Annotated in this window: 21 protein-coding genes; 15 read left to right on the plus strand and 6 right to left on the minus strand. The window is 49.7% G+C overall.

The features are described from left to right. The first annotated feature begins 202 nt into the window (after positions 1-202). Positions 203-616 carry a lipoprotein YedD gene (gene yedD, locus OGV67_RS08420; RefSeq protein WP_047463076.1) on the plus strand — a complete coding sequence of 138 codons (414 nt, stop codon included), beginning with the start codon at positions 203-205 and terminating at the stop codon, positions 614-616. An 80-nt stretch (positions 617-696) separates the two neighbouring features. On the opposite strand, the gene amyA is transcribed toward yedD, so the two are convergent. The 4 genes from amyA to fliD all read right to left on the minus strand — a co-directional run bounded on the left by amyA (position 697) and on the right by fliD (position 4,462). After that, positions 697-2,184, minus strand: coding sequence for an alpha-amylase (gene amyA / locus OGV67_RS08425; protein WP_115181518.1), 1,488 nt, complete (start codon positions 2,182-2,184; stop codon positions 697-699). A gap of 68 nt (positions 2,185-2,252) precedes the next feature. Next, positions 2,253-2,615, minus strand: a complete 363-nt coding sequence (fliT, locus tag OGV67_RS08430; RefSeq protein ID WP_012131914.1) for a flagella biosynthesis regulatory protein FliT — start codon at positions 2,613-2,615, stop codon at positions 2,253-2,255. Beyond that, positions 2,615-3,025, minus strand: coding sequence for a flagellar export chaperone FliS (gene fliS, locus OGV67_RS08435; protein ID WP_012131915.1), 411 nt, complete (start codon positions 3,023-3,025; stop codon positions 2,615-2,617). Before fliS ends, fliT begins: the two co-directional genes overlap by 1 nt. 9 nt (positions 3,026-3,034) lie before the next feature. Beyond that, positions 3,035-4,462, minus strand: coding sequence for a flagellar filament capping protein FliD (gene fliD, locus OGV67_RS08440; protein WP_012131916.1), 1,428 nt, complete (start codon positions 4,460-4,462; stop codon positions 3,035-3,037). A gap of 337 nt (positions 4,463-4,799) precedes the next feature. Here fliD and OGV67_RS08445 point away from each other — a divergent pair, with 337 nt between their 5' ends. From OGV67_RS08445 to sdiA, 14 genes are all read left to right on the plus strand, one after another. After that, a complete protein-coding gene (locus OGV67_RS08445; protein ID WP_071258764.1) occupies positions 4,800-5,672 on the plus strand; it encodes a flagellin N-terminal helical domain-containing protein in 873 nt (290 codons plus the stop codon). A 174-nt stretch (positions 5,673-5,846) separates the two neighbouring features. Continuing rightward, the gene (locus tag OGV67_RS08450; RefSeq protein ID WP_115614229.1) at positions 5,847-9,206 is read left to right on the plus strand and encodes an O-linked N-acetylglucosamine transferase family protein; all 3,360 of its coding nucleotides are present in this window, start codon (positions 5,847-5,849) and stop codon (positions 9,204-9,206) included. A gap of 66 nt (positions 9,207-9,272) precedes the next feature. Next, entirely contained in the window at positions 9,273-10,283 is a 1,011-nt protein-coding gene (locus OGV67_RS08455) for a hypothetical protein (protein WP_146209164.1), read from the plus strand. Next, a complete protein-coding gene (locus OGV67_RS08460; RefSeq protein ID WP_115614230.1) occupies positions 10,270-11,550 on the plus strand; it encodes an ATP-grasp domain-containing protein in 1,281 nt (426 codons plus the stop codon). Before OGV67_RS08455 ends, OGV67_RS08460 begins: the two co-directional genes overlap by 14 nt. 11 nt (positions 11,551-11,561) lie before the next feature. Beyond that, the gene (locus OGV67_RS08465) at positions 11,562-12,629 is read left to right on the plus strand and encodes an FkbM family methyltransferase (protein WP_115614231.1); all 1,068 of its coding nucleotides are present in this window, start codon (positions 11,562-11,564) and stop codon (positions 12,627-12,629) included. Beyond that, positions 12,626-13,315 carry a WbqC family protein gene (locus OGV67_RS08470; RefSeq protein ID WP_115614232.1) on the plus strand — a complete coding sequence of 230 codons (690 nt, stop codon included), beginning with the start codon at positions 12,626-12,628 and terminating at the stop codon, positions 13,313-13,315. Before OGV67_RS08465 ends, OGV67_RS08470 begins: the two co-directional genes overlap by 4 nt. 44 nt (positions 13,316-13,359) lie before the next feature. Further along, positions 13,360-14,532, plus strand: a complete 1,173-nt coding sequence (locus OGV67_RS08475; RefSeq protein ID WP_052194516.1) for a DegT/DnrJ/EryC1/StrS family aminotransferase — start codon at positions 13,360-13,362, stop codon at positions 14,530-14,532. A 146-nt stretch (positions 14,533-14,678) separates the two neighbouring features. Further along, positions 14,679-15,398 (plus strand): RNA polymerase sigma factor FliA, encoded by a 720-nt coding sequence (gene fliA / locus OGV67_RS08480; protein WP_024130237.1) that lies wholly within the window; start codon positions 14,679-14,681, stop codon positions 15,396-15,398. Positions 15,399-15,458: 60 nt separating this feature from the next. Beyond that, the gene (fliZ, locus tag OGV67_RS08485) at positions 15,459-16,010 is read left to right on the plus strand and encodes a flagella biosynthesis regulatory protein FliZ (RefSeq protein WP_012131925.1); all 552 of its coding nucleotides are present in this window, start codon (positions 15,459-15,461) and stop codon (positions 16,008-16,010) included. A gap of 87 nt (positions 16,011-16,097) precedes the next feature. Continuing rightward, positions 16,098-16,898, plus strand: coding sequence for a cystine ABC transporter substrate-binding protein (tcyJ, locus tag OGV67_RS08490; RefSeq protein WP_071258756.1), 801 nt, complete (start codon positions 16,098-16,100; stop codon positions 16,896-16,898). A 107-nt stretch (positions 16,899-17,005) separates the two neighbouring features. Continuing rightward, on the plus strand, positions 17,006-17,992 hold the full coding sequence (gene dcyD, locus OGV67_RS08495) for a D-cysteine desulfhydrase (protein ID WP_024130239.1): 987 nt from the start codon (positions 17,006-17,008) through the stop codon (positions 17,990-17,992). Between the two features lie 21 nt (positions 17,993-18,013). Then, complete coding sequence (gene tcyL / locus OGV67_RS08500) at positions 18,014-18,682, plus strand: cystine ABC transporter permease (protein WP_012131928.1); 669 nt, start codon at positions 18,014-18,016, stop codon at positions 18,680-18,682. Then, positions 18,679-19,431 carry an L-cystine ABC transporter ATP-binding protein TcyN gene (gene tcyN / locus OGV67_RS08505; RefSeq protein ID WP_286465400.1) on the plus strand — a complete coding sequence of 251 codons (753 nt, stop codon included), beginning with the start codon at positions 18,679-18,681 and terminating at the stop codon, positions 19,429-19,431. The genes tcyL and tcyN overlap by 4 nt, the downstream gene beginning before the upstream one ends. Positions 19,432-19,664: 233 nt before the next feature. Continuing rightward, the gene (sdiA, locus tag OGV67_RS08510; RefSeq protein ID WP_049011659.1) at positions 19,665-20,387 is read left to right on the plus strand and encodes a quorum-sensing transcriptional regulator SdiA; all 723 of its coding nucleotides are present in this window, start codon (positions 19,665-19,667) and stop codon (positions 20,385-20,387) included. 66 nt (positions 20,388-20,453) lie between these two features. Here sdiA and OGV67_RS08515 read toward each other — a convergent pair whose 3' ends face one another. Further along, positions 20,454-20,678, minus strand: a complete 225-nt coding sequence (locus tag OGV67_RS08515; protein ID WP_012131931.1) for a DUF2594 family protein — start codon at positions 20,676-20,678, stop codon at positions 20,454-20,456. Positions 20,679-20,697: 19 nt separating this feature from the next. Continuing rightward, a complete protein-coding gene (locus OGV67_RS22150; protein WP_418222342.1) occupies positions 20,698-20,745 on the minus strand; it encodes a hypothetical protein in 48 nt (15 codons plus the stop codon). Positions 20,746-21,026 lie beyond the last annotated feature (281 nt).

The following is a 21,026-nucleotide window of genomic DNA, read 5'->3' on the forward strand; positions in this document are numbered from 1 at the left end:
GAAAAAGAAAATGTGGATTTGGTGAGCCTTTGAACTCAGAAGGAAAATAAAAGAAGAGCGGATAGTACACCGATCAGATTTTTTGCCTACTACTAATAAGAAGTAATATCGACTGGATCAATATTACTTGTTGGCCCTGAAAGGCTGGCGACATCAGGGCTTTAATGCCACAATCCTGTTTTCTTCGCATGCAGGATGAATGATGAAAAAAATAGCGATCGTTGGCGCATTTCTGGTCCTTACCGGGTGTGCAGAGGTACAGAATTATAACGATGTGGTGAAGACGCCAGCGCCAGCCGGTCTGGAAGGATACTGGCAGTCAAAAGGCCCTCAGCGCAAACTGGTGAGCCCTGAGGCGATAGCCAGTCTGGTGGTGACCAAAGAGGGGGATACCCTGGATTGCCGTCAGTGGCAGCGGGTGATTGCCTTGCCGGGTAAACTGACGCTGCTTTCCGGTGATTTAACCAACGTTACGGTGAAGCGCGAACTCTATGAGATTGAGCGCGAAGGGAACACGCTGGAATATGATGGTATGACGCTGCAACGCGTGGACCGACCCACGACCGAATGCGCCGACTATTTATCGAAACATCCGCTCGCGAGTCAGTTACCGTAAACATTTTCGGTAAACGCTGGCGGTAATCATGTTGATGCCGGGGGCGCTAACGCTTACCCGGCCGGTGTTCTCTCCTGTTCTTACAGCACATCTTCAATGACCCATACGCTGACGCAGCCGCCGTTGCAGGTGAACGTGGCTTCACCCTGTTCATCGGTGGTTACGCGCTCTTCCCGATTGCCTAAAAAATCACGCCAGGTCTTGTTGGCGTAATTTTCACCTAACGTAATGGTCTTCTCGCCGTCATCGCCGTTGGAAAGTACGACCACGCAGCCAGGATCGTCGTCTGTACCGCTACGGCTAAAGGCAACGCAGTTGGGGTGGTCGAAAAAGAGCGTCTGGATGCCGTGGGCAAAACGCTGGCGCGCGAGAATCAGTTGATCGAGCTGTTCGATAACGGGCATATCAATGGTGTAGGTTTCGCCGTCGCCACCCGTATCTTCGTAATGTGCGCCGTAGAGATCAGGGTAGAACACTGACGGTACGCCGTTCTCCCGCAACAGGATCAACGCATAGGCCAGCGGCTTAAACCAGGCTTCAACGGGCGCTTCAAGCGCCTGTAACGGTTGGGTATCGTGATTTGCTACGAGCGTTACGGCATGGAAAGGATCGGCTTCCACCAGCGTGTCGGTGAAAATCTGGCTCATATCGTAATCACGCCCTTGACGAGAGGCTTCGTGGAAGTTCATCTGTAGCGGCGCGTCGAACAGCATGGTTTTTCCATCCACCTGATCGATATAGGCTTGTAGCTTGTCCACTTCATGAGACCAGTACTCCGCCACAATGAACAGCGGCTTTGGCGCCACTTCCTGGACGTGTTCTATCCACTCTTTATAAAACCAGGCCGGAATGTGTTTGACCGCATCCAGGCGGAAACCGTCGCAATGGGTTTGCGCCATGACCCAACGCGCCCAGTATTTGATCTCCTCGGTGACCGCATGGTTGCGAAAGTCGATGTTTTCGCCCATCAGATAGTCGAAATTACCCATTTCATCATCGACCTGGTCGTTCCAGCCGTCGCCAGTGTAGTCGTTGACGATCTTAAAGATGCCGTCTTCGTCCGGGTTTTCGATGTGATCAATACCGCTGAAGCATTTGAAATCCCAGATAAACTGCGAATATTGACCGGCGCGGGCAGGGAAGGTGTAACGCGTCCAGCCTTCACATTCGATGATCTCGTCATCGATTTGCGTGCGATCATCTTCATTGACCCGCTGTACGCGAATGGCCTCTTTTTCATCCGCGCCCATTTTGTGGTTGACGACCACGTCGAGCAAAACCGCAATGTCATTTTGTTTTAGCGCCTCAATGGCGGCCAGCAGCTGCGCTTTGTCGCCATATTTTGTGGCGACAGATCCTTTCTGATCAAACTCACCCAGATCAAACAGGTCATACGAATCATAACCTACGGAATATCCGCCGGACGCGCCTTTATAGGCGGGCGGTAACCAGACCATATTAATGCCGATATCATTGAGGCCGCCAGCGCGCTCAGCCAGTTCTGGCCAGAGCTTGCCGCCGTCAGGGTAATACCAGTGGAAGTACTGCAATAGCGTGGGGTTTTTCATCTTCCGTGCTCCAGAAGCCGTCAGGCCAACTTCTGGAGTATGGATGATTTTTCACAGGTGGATAAAAATTATTGATTCAGGTTACTGGGGAACAGAATATTTCCCGCCAGGTTCCCGTATGTCGTGGAGACGGACTGCTGTTTTCCGGTCTGGTCTATAAGCTGACGTAGCTCTTCCATACGATGCTGCAACAGCGTTTTTAACTCAGCCTCGTTACGGAGTACGGCATTCAGGATCTCTTTTGCCTGGTTTATCAGAAATGTATTGCCGGGAGAGATGGGGTTACGTGCAATACCTTCTACCAGTTGCACATAATTCATCTCCTGCTCAATCAGTTCATCCCATTTCCCTGAATGAGCGAGATCCAACATTGTGATACTAAGGGCATGCAGGGCATGCCAGTCGGTAAGTGACGGGATGAAGTTAGTCATCAAAGGGTATCCTGAACGGGTGAAACCGGTGAGCCAATCTGTTTCCAGGCATCAGCGATATTGGTTAGCAATCCCTCTACTTCAATGATAGCTTCGACGTCGTTATGTAAGTTGGCCAGTAACAAACGACGTATCATGTAATCGTAAAGTGATGCCAGATTGCGGGAAAGGTCTCCTTCAACGTCCATGTTGAGTCCCGCCTTGAGGCCGTTATCAATAATATTGATCGCTTTTGACAGCGCTTCACCTTTCGATAACAGTTCTCCCTGCTCCAGGAATAGTCGTGCCCTGACGAGAGCGCTTAGTGCTCCGTCAAAAAGCATAACAATCAGTTGGTGTGGGTCGGCACTCATTACCGCACTTTCCACCCCGACTTTTTGGTAGGAAAGAACACCACTTTTACTATACATATCAGTTCCTTAACTGCTGGATGAGCTAAACTGCTGTGTCAGGTAGTTTGCAGTATTGTTCATCTGACTGATCAACTTATCCAGTGAGGTGAACTGTGCTTTGTAGCGCGCCATAGTTGCTTCTATGGAGGCTTCCATCGCGTCATAGCGCTGTTCTAATGTCTTGAGCGTTTTGTTGATGCCATCCTGCGCGTTTTTAATAACCCCGGATTGATCGACGGAGGTATCCAGCATTTTGGTCAACATATTGTTCATTTCTGTAGCAAAACCTGTCGTTTTGCCATCGCCGATAAAGTATTCCTGAACCGCCTGTGGGTTATCAGTTAATGCTTTCGTTAGCTTAGTGCTGTCTATTTTCAGGTTACCTGTCGAACCGTCGGCGCCGGTCACCGGATCCTGAGTAATACCCAGTTGAGATATAATGGCGTAAGCGCCGCCTTGTACATCCGTCAGCAGACTGCGTAATTGCGATTGAATGGAACGCACGTTGGTGTCGCCCATTAACGCACCGTTAGTTGCTGACTGGTCTTTGCCCTGCTCAACTTTGACGTACTTCGTCACGCTGGCGATGGTTGACTGTAGCGCATTATAGGCTGTTACCCAGTCATTTATTGCTTTGCTGTTCTCTTCTGTTGCACGGGTTAATTCCAGCGTTTCGTCGGCGGTGCTTTTATTCTTCAACGTCAACGTGACGCCTGGCAGCGCATCAGAAATGATATTACTTGAACGTTCAAGTTCGACGCCGTTCACTGTCAGTTTTGCGTTCTGCGATGCGGTCTGCTCGGTTAGCGCATTTGTTGAAGCATCGTGACCGATAACCTGCTGGAGCGTGTCGTCACCGGTTACCGTTACGGTCATGTCTGAGTCCGTACCCGTCGTTTTTGATGTCAGCATCAGACGATAGTCGCCGTCAGAAGCCTTCATTACCGTGGCGGAGACGTTACCATTGGAATTATTAATGGCTTTCGCAATACCGTTCAGGCTGGTGTCGGAATCCGACAATGTAATTTCTAAAGGATCTTTGGTTCCCGGCTGCGTAATCGTAATCGTGCGCGTACCGTTCGTCGTTGTTTCGCCCAGTTTTGTTGTGTTGCTGTCAATCTTGCCGGACATCAATACCTGTGCTTTGGCAACCTGACTCACGTTGACTGTGTAGCTTCCGGCAGTAGCTTCACTGGTTGTTGTGGCAGTGAATGCCGTGTTAGTGCTGCTAACGGTTGTCGAGTTCCAGGTTGTTGTTTTACCCAATGCCGCAGTAGCAGTCTGCAGATTGGTTAATGCGCTTTGTAACTTACCGTACGCGCTCAACTGGGCGTTATAGTTTGTCTGCTGAGTTGTAATTGATGTTAATTTTGTTTTTTCAGCAGCTTCCAATTGGTTGTAGAGCGTCGTCAGATCCAGATTAGAGCCAACCCCCAGGTTACTAATAGTAGGCATGTCTTTTTTCCTTAAAGTCTTGGGTGTACAGCTCTCTGTATCGGCAACTTTTGGTGAAAGTTTACATTGACCGTAAAAAAATAATCGGCAGAAAAGGGCGGGGTGAGAAGGGCATATAGAGGGATTGTTTTTGTTTTATTTTTATACAAAACAATCGTGTTCTTGATTCTAAAAAATGTGAAAACTGCATTTAATTCCCTTTAAAAATAATTAGTTAAAAGTTTTTGTCGTTTATTTCTAAAGTACTGTGAAGTTGCGCCGATACCCTTGTTGACGGTGAGAGACGCCGTGAGTGTTCGGCACCGAACTTAGAACCCATTTTTGAAGGAATTAAATTATGGCAGTTATCAATACTAACCTGATGTCACTGACCACTCAGAACAACCTGAACAAATCTCAGTCTGCTCTGGGCACGGCTATCGAGCGTCTGTCCTCTGGTCTGCGCATCAACAGCGCTAAAGACGATGCTGCTGGTCAGGCGATTTCTAACCGTTTCACTTCTAACATCAAAGGCCTGACTCAGGCTGCGCGTAACGCTAACGACGGTATCTCCATTGCTCAGACTGCTGAAGGTTCTCTGAACGAAATCAACAACAACCTGCAGCGTATCCGTGAGCTGGCTGTTCAGGCTCAGAACGGCACCAACTCTGGTTCTGACATCGACTCCATTCAGTCTGAAGTTAACCAGCGTCTGGACGAAATCAACCGTGTTGCCAGCCAGAGCCAGTTCAACGGCATCAAAATCCTGGCAGGTACTAGCTCTGCTACAACTATCTCTATCCAGGTTGGCGCTAACGACACCCAGAAAATCGACATCACCATTAATGGCAACAGCGGTTGGAACAAATTTGATTCAACCGGTACTTCTGGTGTTACTACGGGTCTGGCTTCAGGTGAAACGCGTAGCGTTACCACCAAAGGTTTCGACGTTCTGGCTACTGACGTGCTGTCCTCTATCGATACTGCACTGAAAGCTGTTGATACTCAGCGTTCTGACCTGGGTGCGATTCAGAACCGTTTCGAATCCACCATCTCTAACCTGAACAACACCGTAACCAACCTGTCTGCTGCACAGTCTCGTATTCAGGATGCTGACTACGCAACTGAAGTTTCCAATATGAGCCGCGCGCAGATCCTGCAGCAGGCTGGTACTTCTGTACTGTCTCAGGCAAACCAGGTTCCGCAGACTGTTCTGTCCCTGCTGCGTTAATCGCACGGACCAGCCTCTTTATAAAACCAGTCTTCGGACTGGTTTTTTTATTCCCGCGCAGATACCACGAATAAAGCAAAAATTAAGTCTCTTCTTACGCCATTAAAAATATCCCACTCCTGTACTGTAAATCTGGTCATTACTGTAAAGAGATTACCGGCGGGAGCATTAATTTTGGGATTGCCTACAGAGTCAGATAAGAGCTACAGCATTTGCTATTCCACCCCGGGCCATATCAGGGCTGTTAACCATTTGTATGGCGTGACAACGCCTGTCCTTGATACCGCCAGAGTGCTTGAACTGGGCGCAGGGGAAGGTTATACACTGTATTCGCAGGCGCTGATGTATCCCAACTCGCGCTTTGTCGGCGTGGAGCTTGAGAGCGAAAACTCTCTTTCTTCGCAACAGGCTCTACTGGGCAGTGCGCCGGATAACCTGGCACTTTTTTCACTTTCTCTTGATGACTTACTCAGCCAGGATATCGGTGAATATGATTATATTATTATTCATGGCAGCTTTAGTTGGTTGAGTAATGATATTCGCGACCAACTCCTTGCGTTTTGCCAACAGCATTTAAGCCCTCAGGGTTGTATTGCCATTGAATGGGAATGCCATCCTGGTGCAAAAATAAACGAGATTATTCGCGACGCGGTACAAATTCATAGCAGTCTGGCGAATGATATCGAAACGCAAATCGCCAGTTCCCGGGCAATGTTAAGCTGGTTAAAGCTAAACGGCGTCACCGGGGAGGCTGCATTTTTAAAAAGTAGCGATACATTATCAGATTTGCTGATTAGCCATAGCCTTCTGCAAACACCAAACGAGTACCGTTACTTGCTTGAATTTGCGGGTGTGATCGAGACTTTTGGCTTGGCTTATGTCGGCGACTTACTACCATGGACAGAGCTTGCGGCGCATTATGATGAAAAGATCCAACATCTACACAATGTGCTCAGTCCACTCAATAACAAAATTCTGATCCAACAGTATCTTGATTTCGCAGTGAATCGCGGCACGCGTTTTAGCCTGTTGACCCATAGCGACAATGCGCAAACGGTGTCTGTGTTGCCGGACCTGACGAAACTGAAAGATCTGCGTTGGGCAGGAAGTTTTCGCCGTCAGTCTCTGCAAGGAAGGATTCTCAACACGTTAACCGCAAATAGCGAAACGCCTGTCTCTACGGATGATATCGCTACGCTGGCTCTCCTTGATGTTCTCGGCGACGGCTGGCCCGCAAGCCTCACTTTCGAACAGCTCGTTTATAACGTTCGTCAGCCCGACTTAGAGGATAAAGCATGGCGGGAGGATATCAGCCAGTCACTGTCGGCTCTTTTTTTGAAAGGGTTGCCTGACTTACATTTCTCTCTGGATAAGAGCGTTTACGATACCTGCCAGGCTGCGCCGGCACAGTGGGTGGCGGCGACAAGAGGTAAATATGCCATTAACCGCTGGCATGAAACTGTAGAACTGAATGACGAAGAATTGTCGGCGATGTCTGCTCCGACGCCGGTGGTAACGGCGCAGAATGCGCAAATCTTGTTTAGTCTGGTTAAGAAGGGGATGGTGGCGGCTGCTCCCAAAGCCTGGCGGGCTTTTTTGCAGCAGCTTATCGGCCATTTTCCGGCTGAAGAAACCTGGCCCCTTGTTTTCTCGCTGATTCTTTATTCCGGTACGGAGGCCAACGGCGGATTTTTACCTTCCGCCAGGGCAACGCCGGGCAAGAAAAAGACATCCATGCCGGCTCTGGCCCCGGTGGAAGAGGCTTTTCATCGACAGCTAGAAAAGTTAATGCAGGAAGGCAGATTCCAGCAGGCGCGTGCGAGCATTGAACGGTTGGTTGCACAGAGACCAGATAATGTCCATGTGCACTATCTTCTGGCGAATTTCTATTTGCGTACTTCCGATTATGACGCCGGGCTGAAAGCCAGTATGTCGTTGCTCTCGTTGCAGTCGAGTAGCTGGCGTATTTTTTATGAGCTCTCCGCTATTTTTTATCGTAAAAACTGGCGTTGGCAAGCAGGGCGTCTGGCACGGGCGATCTTGCGCGCCGAACCTGGGTATGCTGCGGCATGGGATCTTCTCAGTTCTCTTTACCGTGAAATGATGGAATATACGCTGGCGGAAATGTGTTTGCGTAAAGCAATAGAGATAGAACCGCGTTCTGCGGGCATTATTGAGAATCTGGGAACGATCCTTGGTGATCAGTCAAAAATGAGCGAGGCGATCCCTTATTTACGCCGCGTAGTCGAGCTGGATCCGGGTAATTTTAATGCCTTCACCAGCTTGCTGTTTGGGCTGACGCACAGCACAGAGCTTACAGCGCAGGAGCTGCTGGAAGAACATAAGCAGTTTGGCCAGGCCGCTGAGCGTTGGGCGAGTAAACAGCCGTTTACTATTACTCATACGCGCGAAGAGAAATCTCGCTTACGTATCGGATTTGTTTCTGGAGATTTTGGCCGCCACCCGGTGACGAATTTCCTCGCGCCGGTCTGGTATTCTCTGGATCGCGATCGCTTTGAAATATACGGTTACCAGAACTCCCCACTACAGGATGAGGTAACCGAGCGACTGATGGAAAGTGCCTGCGTATGGTCAAAAGTCACACATCTAAGCCACCTCGAATTTGCTGAGCAGGTTAAAAGGGATGGAATTGATATCCTTGTCGATCTCTCCGGGCACACTGGTTATAACCGTTTGCCGGCTTTTGCGTTAAAACCAGCACCTGTCCAACTTTCCTGGATCGGTTATCCCGGAACCACGGGAATGGCGACGGTAGATTATTACCTTATTGATAGTCGTTTTGCGGAACCGGGCGTTCTGGATCCTGCCTTTGTTGAAAAATTAATTTATCTTCCAGCGGTTCAGCAGTTCCATCCGAATAAAGAGAGCCCTGATGTTGGTCCATTGCCTGCGCTGAAAAATGGCTTTATCACTTTTGCCAGCTTTAACCGCCCGAAAAAAATCAATGATGAGGTTGTTCGCGTCTGGAGCAAGATCTTGCACAGCATACCTGAGGCTCGTTTGCTTATTGGCTATATGTCTGACAGCAATATGGTTAACCATTTCAGAATGTTGTTTAAGGAGCAGGGCATTAATGAGGAACGGTTGCTATTCAGGCAAAAGATGTCGCTGCATGAGTATCTGGCATTACATAACGACATTGATGTTTTGCTGGATACCTTTCCTTATACCGGGGGGACGACGACCTGGCATGCGATCTGGATGGGTGTTCCTACATTAACTATTGCCGGGGACACCATCGCTTCCAGGCAGTGCAGTGCCGGGCTGAATTTTTGTGGGCTGCAGGATTTTGTGGCCGTTGACAAAGAACAGTACATCGCTAAGGCGGTTTTGTTGTCTGAACAAACCCATGCGTTGGCTGAGTTGCGCCAGTCGCTGCGCTCTCGCCTGAAAGAGAAGAGTGTATCTCAGGTGCGAGAAGCCATTTATTTCGAGCGGGCGCTGGAGATTATCTGGCAGCGTTATTGTCAGGGGTTGCCGCCTGCGCCAGTGGTGATTAATAGCGATACATAATGGGCGAACTGGTGTGAGTGAGGCATTTACGGCGAAGAGGTTATGTAGGGCTGGTGGGGGAAGAGAGTGAATAACACATTGACTGATGCTATAGGTGGATATTTCCCCCTCGAAACGGCGTTAATAAGCCAGACGTTGTATTCTGATGCACAGTGTTTCAGTTCTGCGCGTGCGGCCTTTTATGCTCTATTGAAAAAAGGGCAACCTTCAGCACTCTGGATGCCGCGCTGGATCTGCAATGCAATGTTATCGCCTGCCGAAACGTTAGGTATTCCCGTACGTTTTTATTCTCTGGACGCCGCGTTTGCTCCTGCGGACGATCTTCAGCCAGAAAACGGTGACTGGGTGCTTGCGGTTAACTATTTTGGCCTCGTCGATAACCTGGCTCAGTCGCTCATGGAACGGTTTAATCCACAGCAGATCGTCTGGGATCACTCTCAGGCCTTTTTCTCCGCGCCGCAACCCGGTCTGGCAACGATCTACTCACCCAGGAAATTTTTCGGCGTTCCCGATGGCGGGATGCTGGCTGGTGCAATACCGGTGGATATCCCTCCGACAGGGGAATCAGGTTCTCTTCAGCGCACTGAGCATCTTCTTATTCGCCTGGCGCAGGGCGCAGAGGCTGGCTACACCGCCTACCGACAGGCAGAGCAAACGCTGGAGGAACTACCGGGGGAAGGCATGTCTATGCTGACTCATCGTTTATTAGCTGGGATCGATTATCAAGCCTGTGAGCAGCGACGCCTTGAAAATTACCAGTACCTGTATCAGCGTCTTGCCTGTATCAATGCGCTAAATTTACCTGCCAGGCCAGAATGCGGCCCGCTTTGCTACCCACTACTGACTGAAAATGAAAATCTGCGCGAAGCGCTTCGTCAGCGCCGAATTTTTATTCCTGTTTACTGGCTTGATGCCTTGCAAAGAGTGAGTGTCGATTCGATTGAACACCGTTACATCAGACACATCCTACCGTTGCCTGTGGACCATCGTTATGGGCTGGATGAAATGCAATCTCTTGCAGATTTTGTGATTGCGTATCTCTCATATACCGGGGAAGGTTCTGATGAAAAAAATTAATGTCCTTATTTTCCCTTGCGGTGCAGAGAATGCGGGTGAGATTTATAGCGCGCTGCGCTATTCCGTCCATATTGGTCTGCTGCTGGGGGCATCGAGCGTAAGCGATCACGGGGAGTTTCGTTTTCCCGATTATGCCGGTGATATGCCCAATATTCATGCTGACGACTTCGACGCGCAATTTCTGCGACTGGTGAAAGAGAAGCAGATTGATGTCGTTTTCGCTACGCATGATTCTGTCGCGTTAAAACTTGCACAACTTAATGAACCCCGGCAGCACTACTTTTTGGTTAATGGCGATCGTCAGGTAACGGAGACGCTACGTTATAAAAGCGCTACCTATGCCCTATTTGACGATTGCCACTGGGTCCCTCATCGATACTGCGATCTTGCAACAATTGACGACTGGCCGGCGATCGTAAAACCAGACTGTGGACAGGGGGGAAATGGTGTACAGCGAGTAAATAACCGCCTGTCTCTGGAACAGGCGATTGAATCCGTCGCGCAGGCGATCGTGGTGGAATATCTGCCGGGAGAGGAGATCACCGTCGACTGTTTCACTGACCGAAACCGCCGTTTGATTTGGGCTGGGCCTCGTACCCGTGAACGTGTTCGGGCGGGTATCAGCATGCGTTCACGAGAGGTCGTTCTTGACGATGAAATAACCGACATTGTCGAAACGATAAATGCGCGACTGGTGCTTCGTGGCCCTTGGTTTGTACAGCTAAAACGCGACAGAACAGGGAAATGGAAACTTCTGGAGGTGGCCTGCAGGATTGCTGGCGCAATGGTTTTTCAGCGTGCCAGAGGGGTGAATTTACCGCTTATGGCTATTCATGACTTTATGGGACGCGATGTTATCGCTCTCCCGGAAATGAGTGTCGGTATCGTTGATCGGACCATTGTGTCCCGAACGCGAAGTGAACTCAACTATCAGCGAATCTATGTCGATCTTGACGACACCCTCATTATCGATGGTTTTGCGGTACCTGCCGTCATGGCGTTTTTATACCAGAGTCGGGCGCAGGGAAAAGCCATTACGCTGATTACTCGCCATGCGCAAAAACCTGAAGAAACACTTATGTGCGCAGGGGTTGCGTTGAACCTTTTCGATGAGGTCATCCATCTGACTTCTGGAGAGCGAAAGTCAGAATATATACAGCCAAACAGTTTGTTTATTGATAACTATTTTCCTGAGCGGATGGATGTCCGAACGCTGAAAGATGTGCTCGTTCTGGATGTTGATGCCGTTGAGTTTTATTTGCGCTAAGAGAGCCTGTTATGTTGACTGACGAGCAAATTGCCGATTTTTGCCATGCGTTTATCGAGAAAGCCTCACCTCGTTATATCTTTGGGCTGACGAGTTATGGCATTGAAATGGCTAAGGTATTTAACGTTGAGGGCATCATTGATAATAAAACAACGCAAACTCAGATTGACGGGTTTCCGATTATCTCTCTAAGTCAGGTTTCTTCGGACGCGTTGATTGTTTCTTCGATTATGGATGGCCGCCCGGTATCGGCATGGCGAACGCTGTCGGCAGCGGGACATAAACAGATCGATTACTTCAGCTTTTATCGCTATTTCAGCCACCTGTTAAGCAAGCCGACCTGGTATCATCAACCCGAATTTGTGCGCGACTACGCCGAGAACCGTGAAGCCTATGAGCGTATCCGTGCGCTCCTTGCGGATGATATTTCAAAGCGCACTTTTGACGATATCATCAACTTCAGGCTTACCAACAAGCTACAGTTTCTTGCGCAGTATAATATTTGCCTGAACGATCAGTACTTCGATCTGCCCTTTATTGGCGAATATGCCGAACATTTTATTGATTGCGGTAGTTTTGACGGCGCCACTTCCGTTGAGTTTATGCGTCGATTTCCCAGCTATAACACAGTATGTATCTTTGAACCAGAACCGCGCCAGGCGCAGAGTATTCAACAGGCGATGCAGGGCAGGGAAAATGTTTATGTTTATCCCTGTGGCGTCTCGCACAGCCAGCAGAAGCTGAGTTTTTCTTCCTCGGGGTCGACTTCGCATGCGAGCGAAGACGGGGGGATCGATGTTGAAATGGTGGCCCTTGACGATGTGTTAAAAGGGCGAGTGACGTTCATCAAAATGGATATCGAAGGTTTTGAGTCACAGGCTCTGGAGGGAGCAAAACGGATTATCCGTCAACAGCATCCACTGCTTGCCGTCTGTTGCTATCACAAACCTGATGATTTCAGAACCTTGCCTGAACAGGTGCTGGGTTATCGTGAGGACTACGACATCTACCTGCGTCACTATACGGAAGGGCTACTGGAAACCGTTTACTATTTTGTCCCCAGAAAAGGTGCACAATGAAAATCGGCATTATGCAGCCCTATCTATTCCCTTACCTGGGATATTTTCAACTGATTAATGCGGTCGATCAGTTTGTAATTTATGATGACGTAAATTATATCCGTCAGGGCTACATTAATCGTAATACTATTTTGATGGGGAACTCTCCTCAGCGCTTTACCGTTGCTGTGCCGGGCGCTTCATCTTTCAAAAAAATAAATACGTTAAGCTTTGACGTTAATGTTGCTAAGGTGCTGAAAACAGTTCATCAGGCGTATCATAAAAGGCCATATTTTGAACCAGTTTTTAGTATTGTTGAGAAGGTGTTGACCGCCGAGCAGCGCCAGATTCCCACGCTTTGCCAGTATGCGTTTAAAGAGATATTTGCCTGGCTTGGCATTGAAGTGTCACTTCACATGGCGAGTGATTTGAATTATTCACGTGATGAAACTGCAAGCGGGAAGGTGATGAACATTTGCCGAACTCTCGGTGGAGACCATTATATCAATAGTCCTGGTGGGCAGCATCTTTATCATTCTGATGAATTTGTCGCTCAGGGGATGAAACTGTCATTTATTAAAATGGATGATGTTCATTACCCTCAGGGTGGGGGTAAATTCCATGCCGGATTGTCAATTATTGATGTGCTAATGAACTGCTCCCCCTCTGAGGTGAAAGTGTTATTGGGGCAGTATCAGTTAATTTAATGCGGTGCGATGCGCTTTCGTTTATCGGTGCGGGCGGAGAAATTATGGATAAGAACATTTTTGTTACCAGTCCTTTATTGCCACCTCTTGATGAGTTTATTCCTTATCTGGAAGAAATATGGCAAAACAAACAATTAACCAATGCAGGTCCATTTCACCAGCAACTTGAAGAGGCGCTGGCGGAATATCTCGGCGTTGAACATTTGTGCCTGTTTGCAAACGGTACGCTGGCGTTGCTAACTGCGTTTCAGGCGTTACGCATCACAGGTGAAGTGATTACCACGCCGTATTCCTTTGTGGCAACGTCGCATTCGCTACTGTGGAATGGCTTAAAACCGGTTTTTGTCGATATTGACCCTGTCACCTGTAATATGGACCCACGGAAAATTGAAGAGGCAATCACGCCGCAAACTACCGCTATTTTGCCTGTCCATTGTTATGGCATCCCCTGTGACACAGCGCATATTCAGCAGATTGCTGATATTTATGGTCTGAAAGTGATTTACGATGCAGCGCACGCTTTTGGTGTTAAGCGGGAAGGGACAACCATTTTGCGCGAAGGCGACTTATCTGTCTTGAGTTTCCATGCCACAAAAGTATTCAATACGATAGAAGGCGGCGCGATTATCTGCCATGATAAAAAAACGAAACAACGCATTGATTATTTGAAAAACTTTGGTTTTGCCGGGGAAACCACCGTTGTGGCACCTGGCATAAATGGCAAAATGAATGAAGTTCAGTCAGCGTTTGGTTTATTGCAACTTCGCCATATCGATAAAGCATTAGCTGAGCGCGCGGCGCTGTTTGATAACTATAAAACACTCCTGGCTGATATTCCTGGTATCTCACTGCTGATCCCGCCGGATAATATTGCATGGAATCATGCTTATTGCCCAATTATGGTTTCGGATGCGTTTCCTGTTTCGCGAGATGGGGTTTATGATTTATTAAAGTCCCACAATATTATGCCCCGTCGTTATTTCTACCCATTAATTAGTAGCTTCCCAATGTATCGTGCGCTGGAGAGCGCCAGACAAGATAAACTTAAAATTGCGCAATTACGTGCAGATGAAGTCCTTTGTTTGCCTCTCTATCCTGGCCTTGAGAAAGAGGTACAGGTAGAAATTGCTTCATTGTTAAAAGGAGTGAGCGAAAATGTGAGTAGTGACTCATCAGCGTTGAAAACTGATGAGATTTTTGCCGAGCGCGTTGCCTGATTTTTAGATCCCCTGAGGGGAATTGGGGGTTATAAATAACGGTAACCCCCAAATAACCCCTCATTTCACCCACTATTCACCCGATTAAAACCCCTCCAGAATCGGATAATCATGCCGATAACTCAACTAACGCAGGGCTGTTTATCGTGAATTCACTGTATACCGCTGAAGGTGTAATGGATAAACACTCGCTGTGGCAGCGTTATGTACCGCTGGTGCGTCACGAAGCATTGCGCCTGCAGGTGCGTTTGCCGGCGAGCGTGGAACTGGACGATCTGCTACAAGCGGGCGGTATCGGGTTATTGAATGCAGTTGACCGATATGACGCTCTGCAAGGAACGGCATTTACCACTTACGCAGTGCAGCGTATTCGTGGAGCGATGCTGGATGAACTACGCAGCCGTGACTGGGTGCCGCGTAGCGTCCGGCGCAATGCTCGCGAAGTGGCGCAGGCGATGGGGCAACTGGAGCAGGAATTAGGGCGCAACGCGACGGAAACTGAGGTGGCGGAGCGGCTGGCGATTCCTGTGGAAGAGTATCGTCAGATGTTGCTTGATACCAATAACAGCCAACTCTTCTCTTATGACGAGTGGCGGGAAGAGCATGGCGATAGCATTGAGCTGGTGACGGAAGAACACCAGCAGGAAAACCCGTTACAACAGCTCCTTGAGAGCAATTTACGCCAGCGTGTGATGGATGCGATTGAATCGTTGCCAGAACGCGAGCAGCTGGTGTTGACGCTGTATTACCAGGAAGAGCTCAATCTGAAGGAGATTGGCGCGGTGCTGGAAGTCGGCGAGTCACGGGTAAGCCAGTTGCACAGCCAGGCCATCAAACGTCTACGCACCAAGCTGGGTAAGTTATAAAGGGCGATCGTCGTCGCCCCTTAATAGTGCCGCACAACGTATTGACTACCAGGAGTTCTCATGACGGTGCAGCAATCTAAAAGACGGCCACTAAGCCGCTACCTCAAAGACTTTAAACACAGCCAGACGCATTGCGCTCATTGCCATAAATTGCTCGACAGGATCACGTTGGTTCGCCGGGGGCAGATTGTCAATAAAATCGCGATTTCCCGCCTGGATACGCTGATGGACGACGCACAATGGCAGGAGGAGCAGAAGGAGTGGTCGGCGCTGTGCCGTTTCTGCGGCGATCTGCACTGCAAAGAGCAGAGTGACTTCTTTGACATCATCGGTTTTAAACAATTTTTGTTTGAGCAAACCGAAATGAGCCACGGCACCGTGCGTGAATATGTCGTACGCCTGCGTCGCCTGGGCAACCATCTCACCGAACAGAACATCTCTCACGACCTGCTACAGGAAGGTTTTCTTGATGAAAACCTGGCCCCGTGGTTACCCGAAACCAGCACCAATAACTATCGGATCGCGCTGCGTAAGTACGAACAGTATAAAACGCATACGCATGCCGGACAGATGCAGAAATCATCCCGGATGGCTACTTCTGATATATATTAAAAAGGAATAACATGTAGCGGAGTAGTGTTTGTGATTAGCAGCAAACCCTCTACACTACGGTCATTAATGACAACATTCGGGGTAACTATGAAATTAGCACTTCTGGGACGTCAGGCTCTGATGGGTGTGATGGCAGTTGCACTTGTCGCCGGGATGAGCGTGAAGAGTTATGCAGATGAAGGTCTGTTAAACAAAGTAAAAGAGCGCGGCACGCTGCTGGTAGGCCTGGAAGGGACTTACCCGCCGTTCAGTTTCCAGGGTGATGACGGCAAACTGACCGGGTTTGAAGTGGAGTTCGCAGAAGAACTGGCGAAACACCTCGGCGTAAAAGCCTCGCTGAAACCGACCAAATGGGACGGTATGCTGGCGTCGCTGGATTCCAAACGTATTGATGTGGTTATCAACCAGGTCACCATCTCCGACGAACGTAAGAAAAAATACGACTTCTCAACACCTTATACCATTTCTGGTATTCAGGCGCTGGTGAAAAAAGGCAATGAAGGCAGCATCAAAACGGCGGCTGACCTGAAAGGTAAGAAAGTCGGCGTTGGTCTGGGAACAAACTACGAAGAGTGGTTGCGCCAGAACGTACAGGGTGTAGACATTCGCACCTATGATGACGATCCGACGAAATACCAGGATCTGCGCGTAGGCCGTATTGACGCTATTCTGGTGGATCGCCTGGCCGCATTGGATCTGGTGAAGAAAACCAAAGACACGCTGGCCGTTACCGGCGAAGCGTTCTCCCGTCAGGAAGCCGGTGTGGCGCTGCGTAAAGGCAATGAAGATCTGCTGAAAGCGGTAGATGGCGCCATTGCCGATATGCAGAAAGACGGCACGCTGAAAGCGCTGTCTGAGAAATGGTTTGGCGCAGATGTGACTAAATAATCGTCATAATTGCAAAAAAAGGCGCTTTAATACGGCGCCTTTTTTATTTCATCCGTTTGAACGTGCATAATAAAAAGAACATCACAACAATGAATACCGGAGGCTTTATGCCACTGCATAATTTAACGCGGTTCCCACGCCTGGAATTTATTGGCGCGCCAACGCCACTCGAATACCTGCCGCGTTTATCTGATTATCTGGGTCGCGACATTTTCATTAAACGCGATGACGTAACGCCGATGGCGATGGGCGGGAATAAACTGCGCAAGCTTGAATTTCTGGCTGCCGATGCGCTGCGTGAAGGCGCGGATACGCTGATTACGGCGGGCGCCATCCAGTCGAACCACGTTCGCCAGACGGCGGCGGTAGCGGCAAAACTGGGATTACACTGCGTTGCGTTACTGGAAAATCCTATCGGTACGACGGCGGAAAACTACCTGACCAACGGCAATCGTCTGCTGCTGGATCTTTTTAACACGCAAATTGAGATGTGCGACGCGCTGACCGATCCTGACGCCCAGTTACAGGAACTGGCGACCCGTATTGAGGCGCAGGGGTTCAGGCCGTATGTGATTCCGGTCGGCGGCTCCAGCCCATTAGGCGCAATGGGATACGTGGAAAGCGCGCTGGAAATCGCCCAACAGTGCGAGGGTGCGGTACAGCTGTCCTCCGTGGTGGTGGCGTCGGGAAGCGCCGGTACGCACGCCGGGCTGGCGGTAGGTCTGGAACAACTGATGCCAGATGTTGAGTTGATCGGCGTGACCGTGTCGCGCAAGGTTATCGATCAGAAGCCCAAAGTGGTTACGCTGCAACAAGCGATTGCTAAAGAGCTGGAACTGACCGCCTCGGCGGACATCCTGCTGTGGGACGACTATTTCGCGCCGGGATACGGAACGCCGAATGAAGAGGGGATGGAGGCCGTGAAGCTGCTGGCGCGCCTGGAAGGCATTCTGCTTGACCCGGTCTATACGGGGAAAGCGATGGCGGGCCTGATCGATGGCATCAGCCAGAAGCGCTTCAAAGATGAAGGCCCGATTCTCTTTATTCATACCGGTGGGGCGCCAGCGCTGTTTGCCTACCATCCTCACGTGTAACTTCCGGGTAGAAAAACACTCATGCAAGAAAGTATCCAACTGGTGATTGACTCGCTGCCGTATCTGCTTAAAGGTGCGGTGTTTACGCTACAGCTGAGTATTGGCGGGATGTTTTTCGGCCTGCTGCTGGGCTTCATTCTCGCGCTGATGCGCATGTCGCCCCTGCTGCCTGTCCGCTGGCTGGCGCGTTTTTATATCTCCATTTTTCGCGGTACGCCGTTGATTGCCCAGCTTTTTATGATCTACTACGGCCTGCCGCAGTTTGGCATTGAGCTGGATCCGATCCCGGCGGCGATGATTGGCCTGTCGCTGAATACCGCAGCCTACACTTCGGAAACGCTGCGTGCGGCGATCTCTTCTATCGACAAAGGTCAGTGGGAAGCCGCGGCAAGTATCGGTATGACGCCGTGGCAAACGCTGCGTCGCGCGATTTTGCCGCAGGCCGCCCGCGTGGCGTTGCCGCCGCTGAGCAACAGTTTCATCAGCCTGGTGAAAGATACCTCCCTGGCCGCGACGATTCAGGTGCCGGAACTGTTCCGTCAGGCGCAACTGATTACCTCGCGTACGCTGGAAGTCTTCACCATGTATCTGGCGGCATCGCTGATCTACTGGGTGATGGCGACGGTACTTTCCGCGCTGCAAAACTATTTTGAAGAGCAGCTTAACCGCCAGGAGAGAGATCCAAAATGAGTGCGATTGAAGTTAAAAACCTGGTGAAAAAGTTCCACGGTCAGACGGTGTTGCACGGCATCGACCTGGAGGTGAAACCTGGTGAGGTGGTGGCGATTATCGGCCCCAGCGGTTCCGGTAAAACAACGCTGCTGCGCAGCATTAATTTGCTGGAGCAGCCTGAGGCGGGCACCATCAAAGTGGGCGACATTACCATTGATACCGCAAGCTCATTAAGCAAGCAAAAAGGGCTAATTCGGCAGTTGCGTCAGCATGTGGGGTTCGTATTCCAGAACTTTAATCTGTTTCCGCACCGTATCGTACTGGAGAACATCATTGAAGGGCCGGTGATTGTGAAAGGCGAGCCCAAAGCCGAAGCAACGGCATTAGCGCGGGAACTGCTGGCGAAGGTAGGACTGGCCGGGAAAGAGACCAGCTATCCGCGTCGCCTGTCCGGTGGGCAGCAGCAGCGTGTGGCGATTGCCCGCGCGCTGGCGATGCGCCCGGAGGTGATTTTGTTTGATGAACCGACTTCCGCGCTCGACCCTGAGCTGGTGGGGGAGGTGCTCAGTACGATACGCCAGCTGGCGCAGGAAAAGCGCACGATGGTTATCGTGACGCATGAAATGAGCTTTGCGCGCGACGTGGCTGACCGGGTGATATTTATGGATCAGGGGCGCATTGTGGAGCAGGGCGCGGCCAAACCGTTATTTGCCAATCCTCAGCAACCACGCACGCGTCAGTTTCTTGAGAAGTTCCTGATGCAATAAGTGTTTTCGCGCACTCGCCTGAAATAATCCCGTTTTGGGCGAGTGTATTTAAATAAATATCAATAATACCCGCCTGATTATAGCCGTAATCCCTTTGTGTTCTCCCGCCGGATGAAACACACCTCAAGTAATTCGCCATCTGACCGATATTTTCTACATATAAACTTCATTTATGTGTTAGCTTGTTTTAAACATTATAATGATTATCAATCTCAGGGGTGTTACCGTTTAGTATGCAGGAAAATGATTTCTTCACCTGGCGACGGAGTATGCTGGTACGCTTTCAGGAAATGGCGACGGCAGAAGATGTCTACACTGAATTACAACATCAGACACAGCAGCTTGAATATGATTATTATGCGCTGTGCGTTCGCCATCCCGTCCCGTTTACGCGGCCAAAAATCTCCGTTCACACTACGTACCCGCAAGCGTGGGTGGCGCATTATCAGTCTGAAAACTATTTCTCTATTGATCCGGTATTAAAGCCGGAAAATTTCCGCCAGGGGCATCTGGCATGGAATGATGCCTTATTTAGCGAAGCGCAGTCGCTATGGGACGCGGCGCGCGCGCACGGTCTACGCCGGGGGGCGACGCAATGCCTGATGCTGCCGAATCGGGCGCTGGGCTTCCTCTCTGTCTCCCGGGCGAACGCCCGCCATGCACCGTTTGCACATGATGAAATTGAACTCCGGTTGCAACTGCTGGTGCGTGAGAGCCTGTCGGCGCTGACGCGGCTGGAGGATGAAATGGTGATGACGCCAGAAATGCGCTTCAGTAAGCGAGAGAAAGAGATCCTGAAGTGGACGGCAGAAGGAAAGACGTCATCAGAGATCGCGATGATTCTGTCAATCTCAGAGAACACCGTTAACTTTCATCAGAAAAACATGCAGAAAAAGTTTAACGCGCCGAATAAAACGCAGATTGCCTGCTATGCGGCCGCGACGGGCCTGATCTGAAAAAACGAATGTTCTGCGTGCCAGACGCAAAACCGGCTGAAAGTTTCACTCTCAGCCGGTTTCCTGTTACTGGCGGTAAGCTTGTTTAATTTGCTTAACAGTGCTGGAAAATACCGCGGCCTGCGTTTCATCTTCAATCTGCGCGATCTGTTTTTCCATCTTAAGAATCACGCGCCCTGCGTCGGCTTGCCCCATTGCCTGTAGCATCAGGGTCAACATGGCTTTCAGGCAGGTGACTTCATTGGCCAGTTCTTGATTATTCTCGGCAGTGGAAAAATCAGGCGTACTCATTTATTTTCCTCGTTATGTTTCAGTGAAAAAGTGCGATGGCAAATGTTAAGGCGGCGGAGTATACCATAAGCTGCGCCAAAAATAGCAGTGGTTGTTTTTTGATCGCAAATCAAACCAGCGCCATTAAAATAAACAACGCCTTGCGAGGCATATATTTTCCTCATTTTTTTGTTTACCTCGCGTATTTCACGCGTTAATTATTGTTACAAACTTGCTTGCCTATTTAGCATTTCGACGGAAATGAGTGAATTTTTTGTCACTATTCTGAAACTATTATGCAGAAATAGAGGGTAAAAAAAGCCCGTTAGCTGTGGGAGTTTCCACGAAGCGTACAATCTAATTTCCAAA

The sequence above is a fragment of the Citrobacter sp. CK188 genome (assembly GCF_030333525.1).
GTDB lineage: Bacteria > Pseudomonadota > Gammaproteobacteria > Enterobacterales > Enterobacteriaceae > Citrobacter_B > Citrobacter_B koseri.

Bases quoted from the DNA above. Each gene is read 5' to 3' on its own strand.
- OGV67_RS08445 (WP_071258764.1), top strand. From the start codon at position 4,800: ATGGCAGTTATCAATACTAACCTGATGTCACTGACCACTCAGAACAAC.
- fliT (WP_012131914.1), bottom strand. From the start codon at position 2,615: ATGACTAACTTCATCCCGTCACTTACCGACTGGCATGCCCTGCATGCC.
- amyA (WP_115181518.1), bottom strand. From the start codon at position 2,184: ATGAAAAACCCCACGCTATTGCAGTACTTCCACTGGTATTACCCTGAC.
- yedD (WP_047463076.1), top strand. From the start codon at position 203: ATGAAAAAAATAGCGATCGTTGGCGCATTTCTGGTCCTTACCGGGTGT.
- fliZ (WP_012131925.1), top strand. From the start codon at position 15,459: ATGACGGTGCAGCAATCTAAAAGACGGCCACTAAGCCGCTACCTCAAA.
- OGV67_RS08460 (WP_115614230.1), top strand. From the start codon at position 10,270: ATGAAAAAAATTAATGTCCTTATTTTCCCTTGCGGTGCAGAGAATGCG.
- OGV67_RS08470 (WP_115614232.1), top strand. From the start codon at position 12,626: ATGAAAATCGGCATTATGCAGCCCTATCTATTCCCTTACCTGGGATAT.
- OGV67_RS08515 (WP_012131931.1), bottom strand. From the start codon at position 20,678: ATGAGTACGCCTGATTTTTCCACTGCCGAGAATAATCAAGAACTGGCC.
- fliD (WP_012131916.1), bottom strand. From the start codon at position 4,462: ATGCCTACTATTAGTAACCTGGGGGTTGGCTCTAATCTGGATCTGACG.
- tcyL (WP_012131928.1), top strand. From the start codon at position 18,014: ATGCAAGAAAGTATCCAACTGGTGATTGACTCGCTGCCGTATCTGCTT.
- OGV67_RS08465 (WP_115614231.1), top strand. From the start codon at position 11,562: ATGTTGACTGACGAGCAAATTGCCGATTTTTGCCATGCGTTTATCGAG.
- fliS (WP_012131915.1), bottom strand. From the start codon at position 3,025: ATGTATAGTAAAAGTGGTGTTCTTTCCTACCAAAAAGTCGGGGTGGAA.
- tcyN (WP_286465400.1), top strand. From the start codon at position 18,679: ATGAGTGCGATTGAAGTTAAAAACCTGGTGAAAAAGTTCCACGGTCAG.
- tcyJ (WP_071258756.1), top strand. From the start codon at position 16,098: ATGAAATTAGCACTTCTGGGACGTCAGGCTCTGATGGGTGTGATGGCA.
- dcyD (WP_024130239.1), top strand. From the start codon at position 17,006: ATGCCACTGCATAATTTAACGCGGTTCCCACGCCTGGAATTTATTGGC.
- OGV67_RS08475 (WP_052194516.1), top strand. From the start codon at position 13,360: ATGGATAAGAACATTTTTGTTACCAGTCCTTTATTGCCACCTCTTGAT.
- sdiA (WP_049011659.1), top strand. From the start codon at position 19,665: ATGCAGGAAAATGATTTCTTCACCTGGCGACGGAGTATGCTGGTACGC.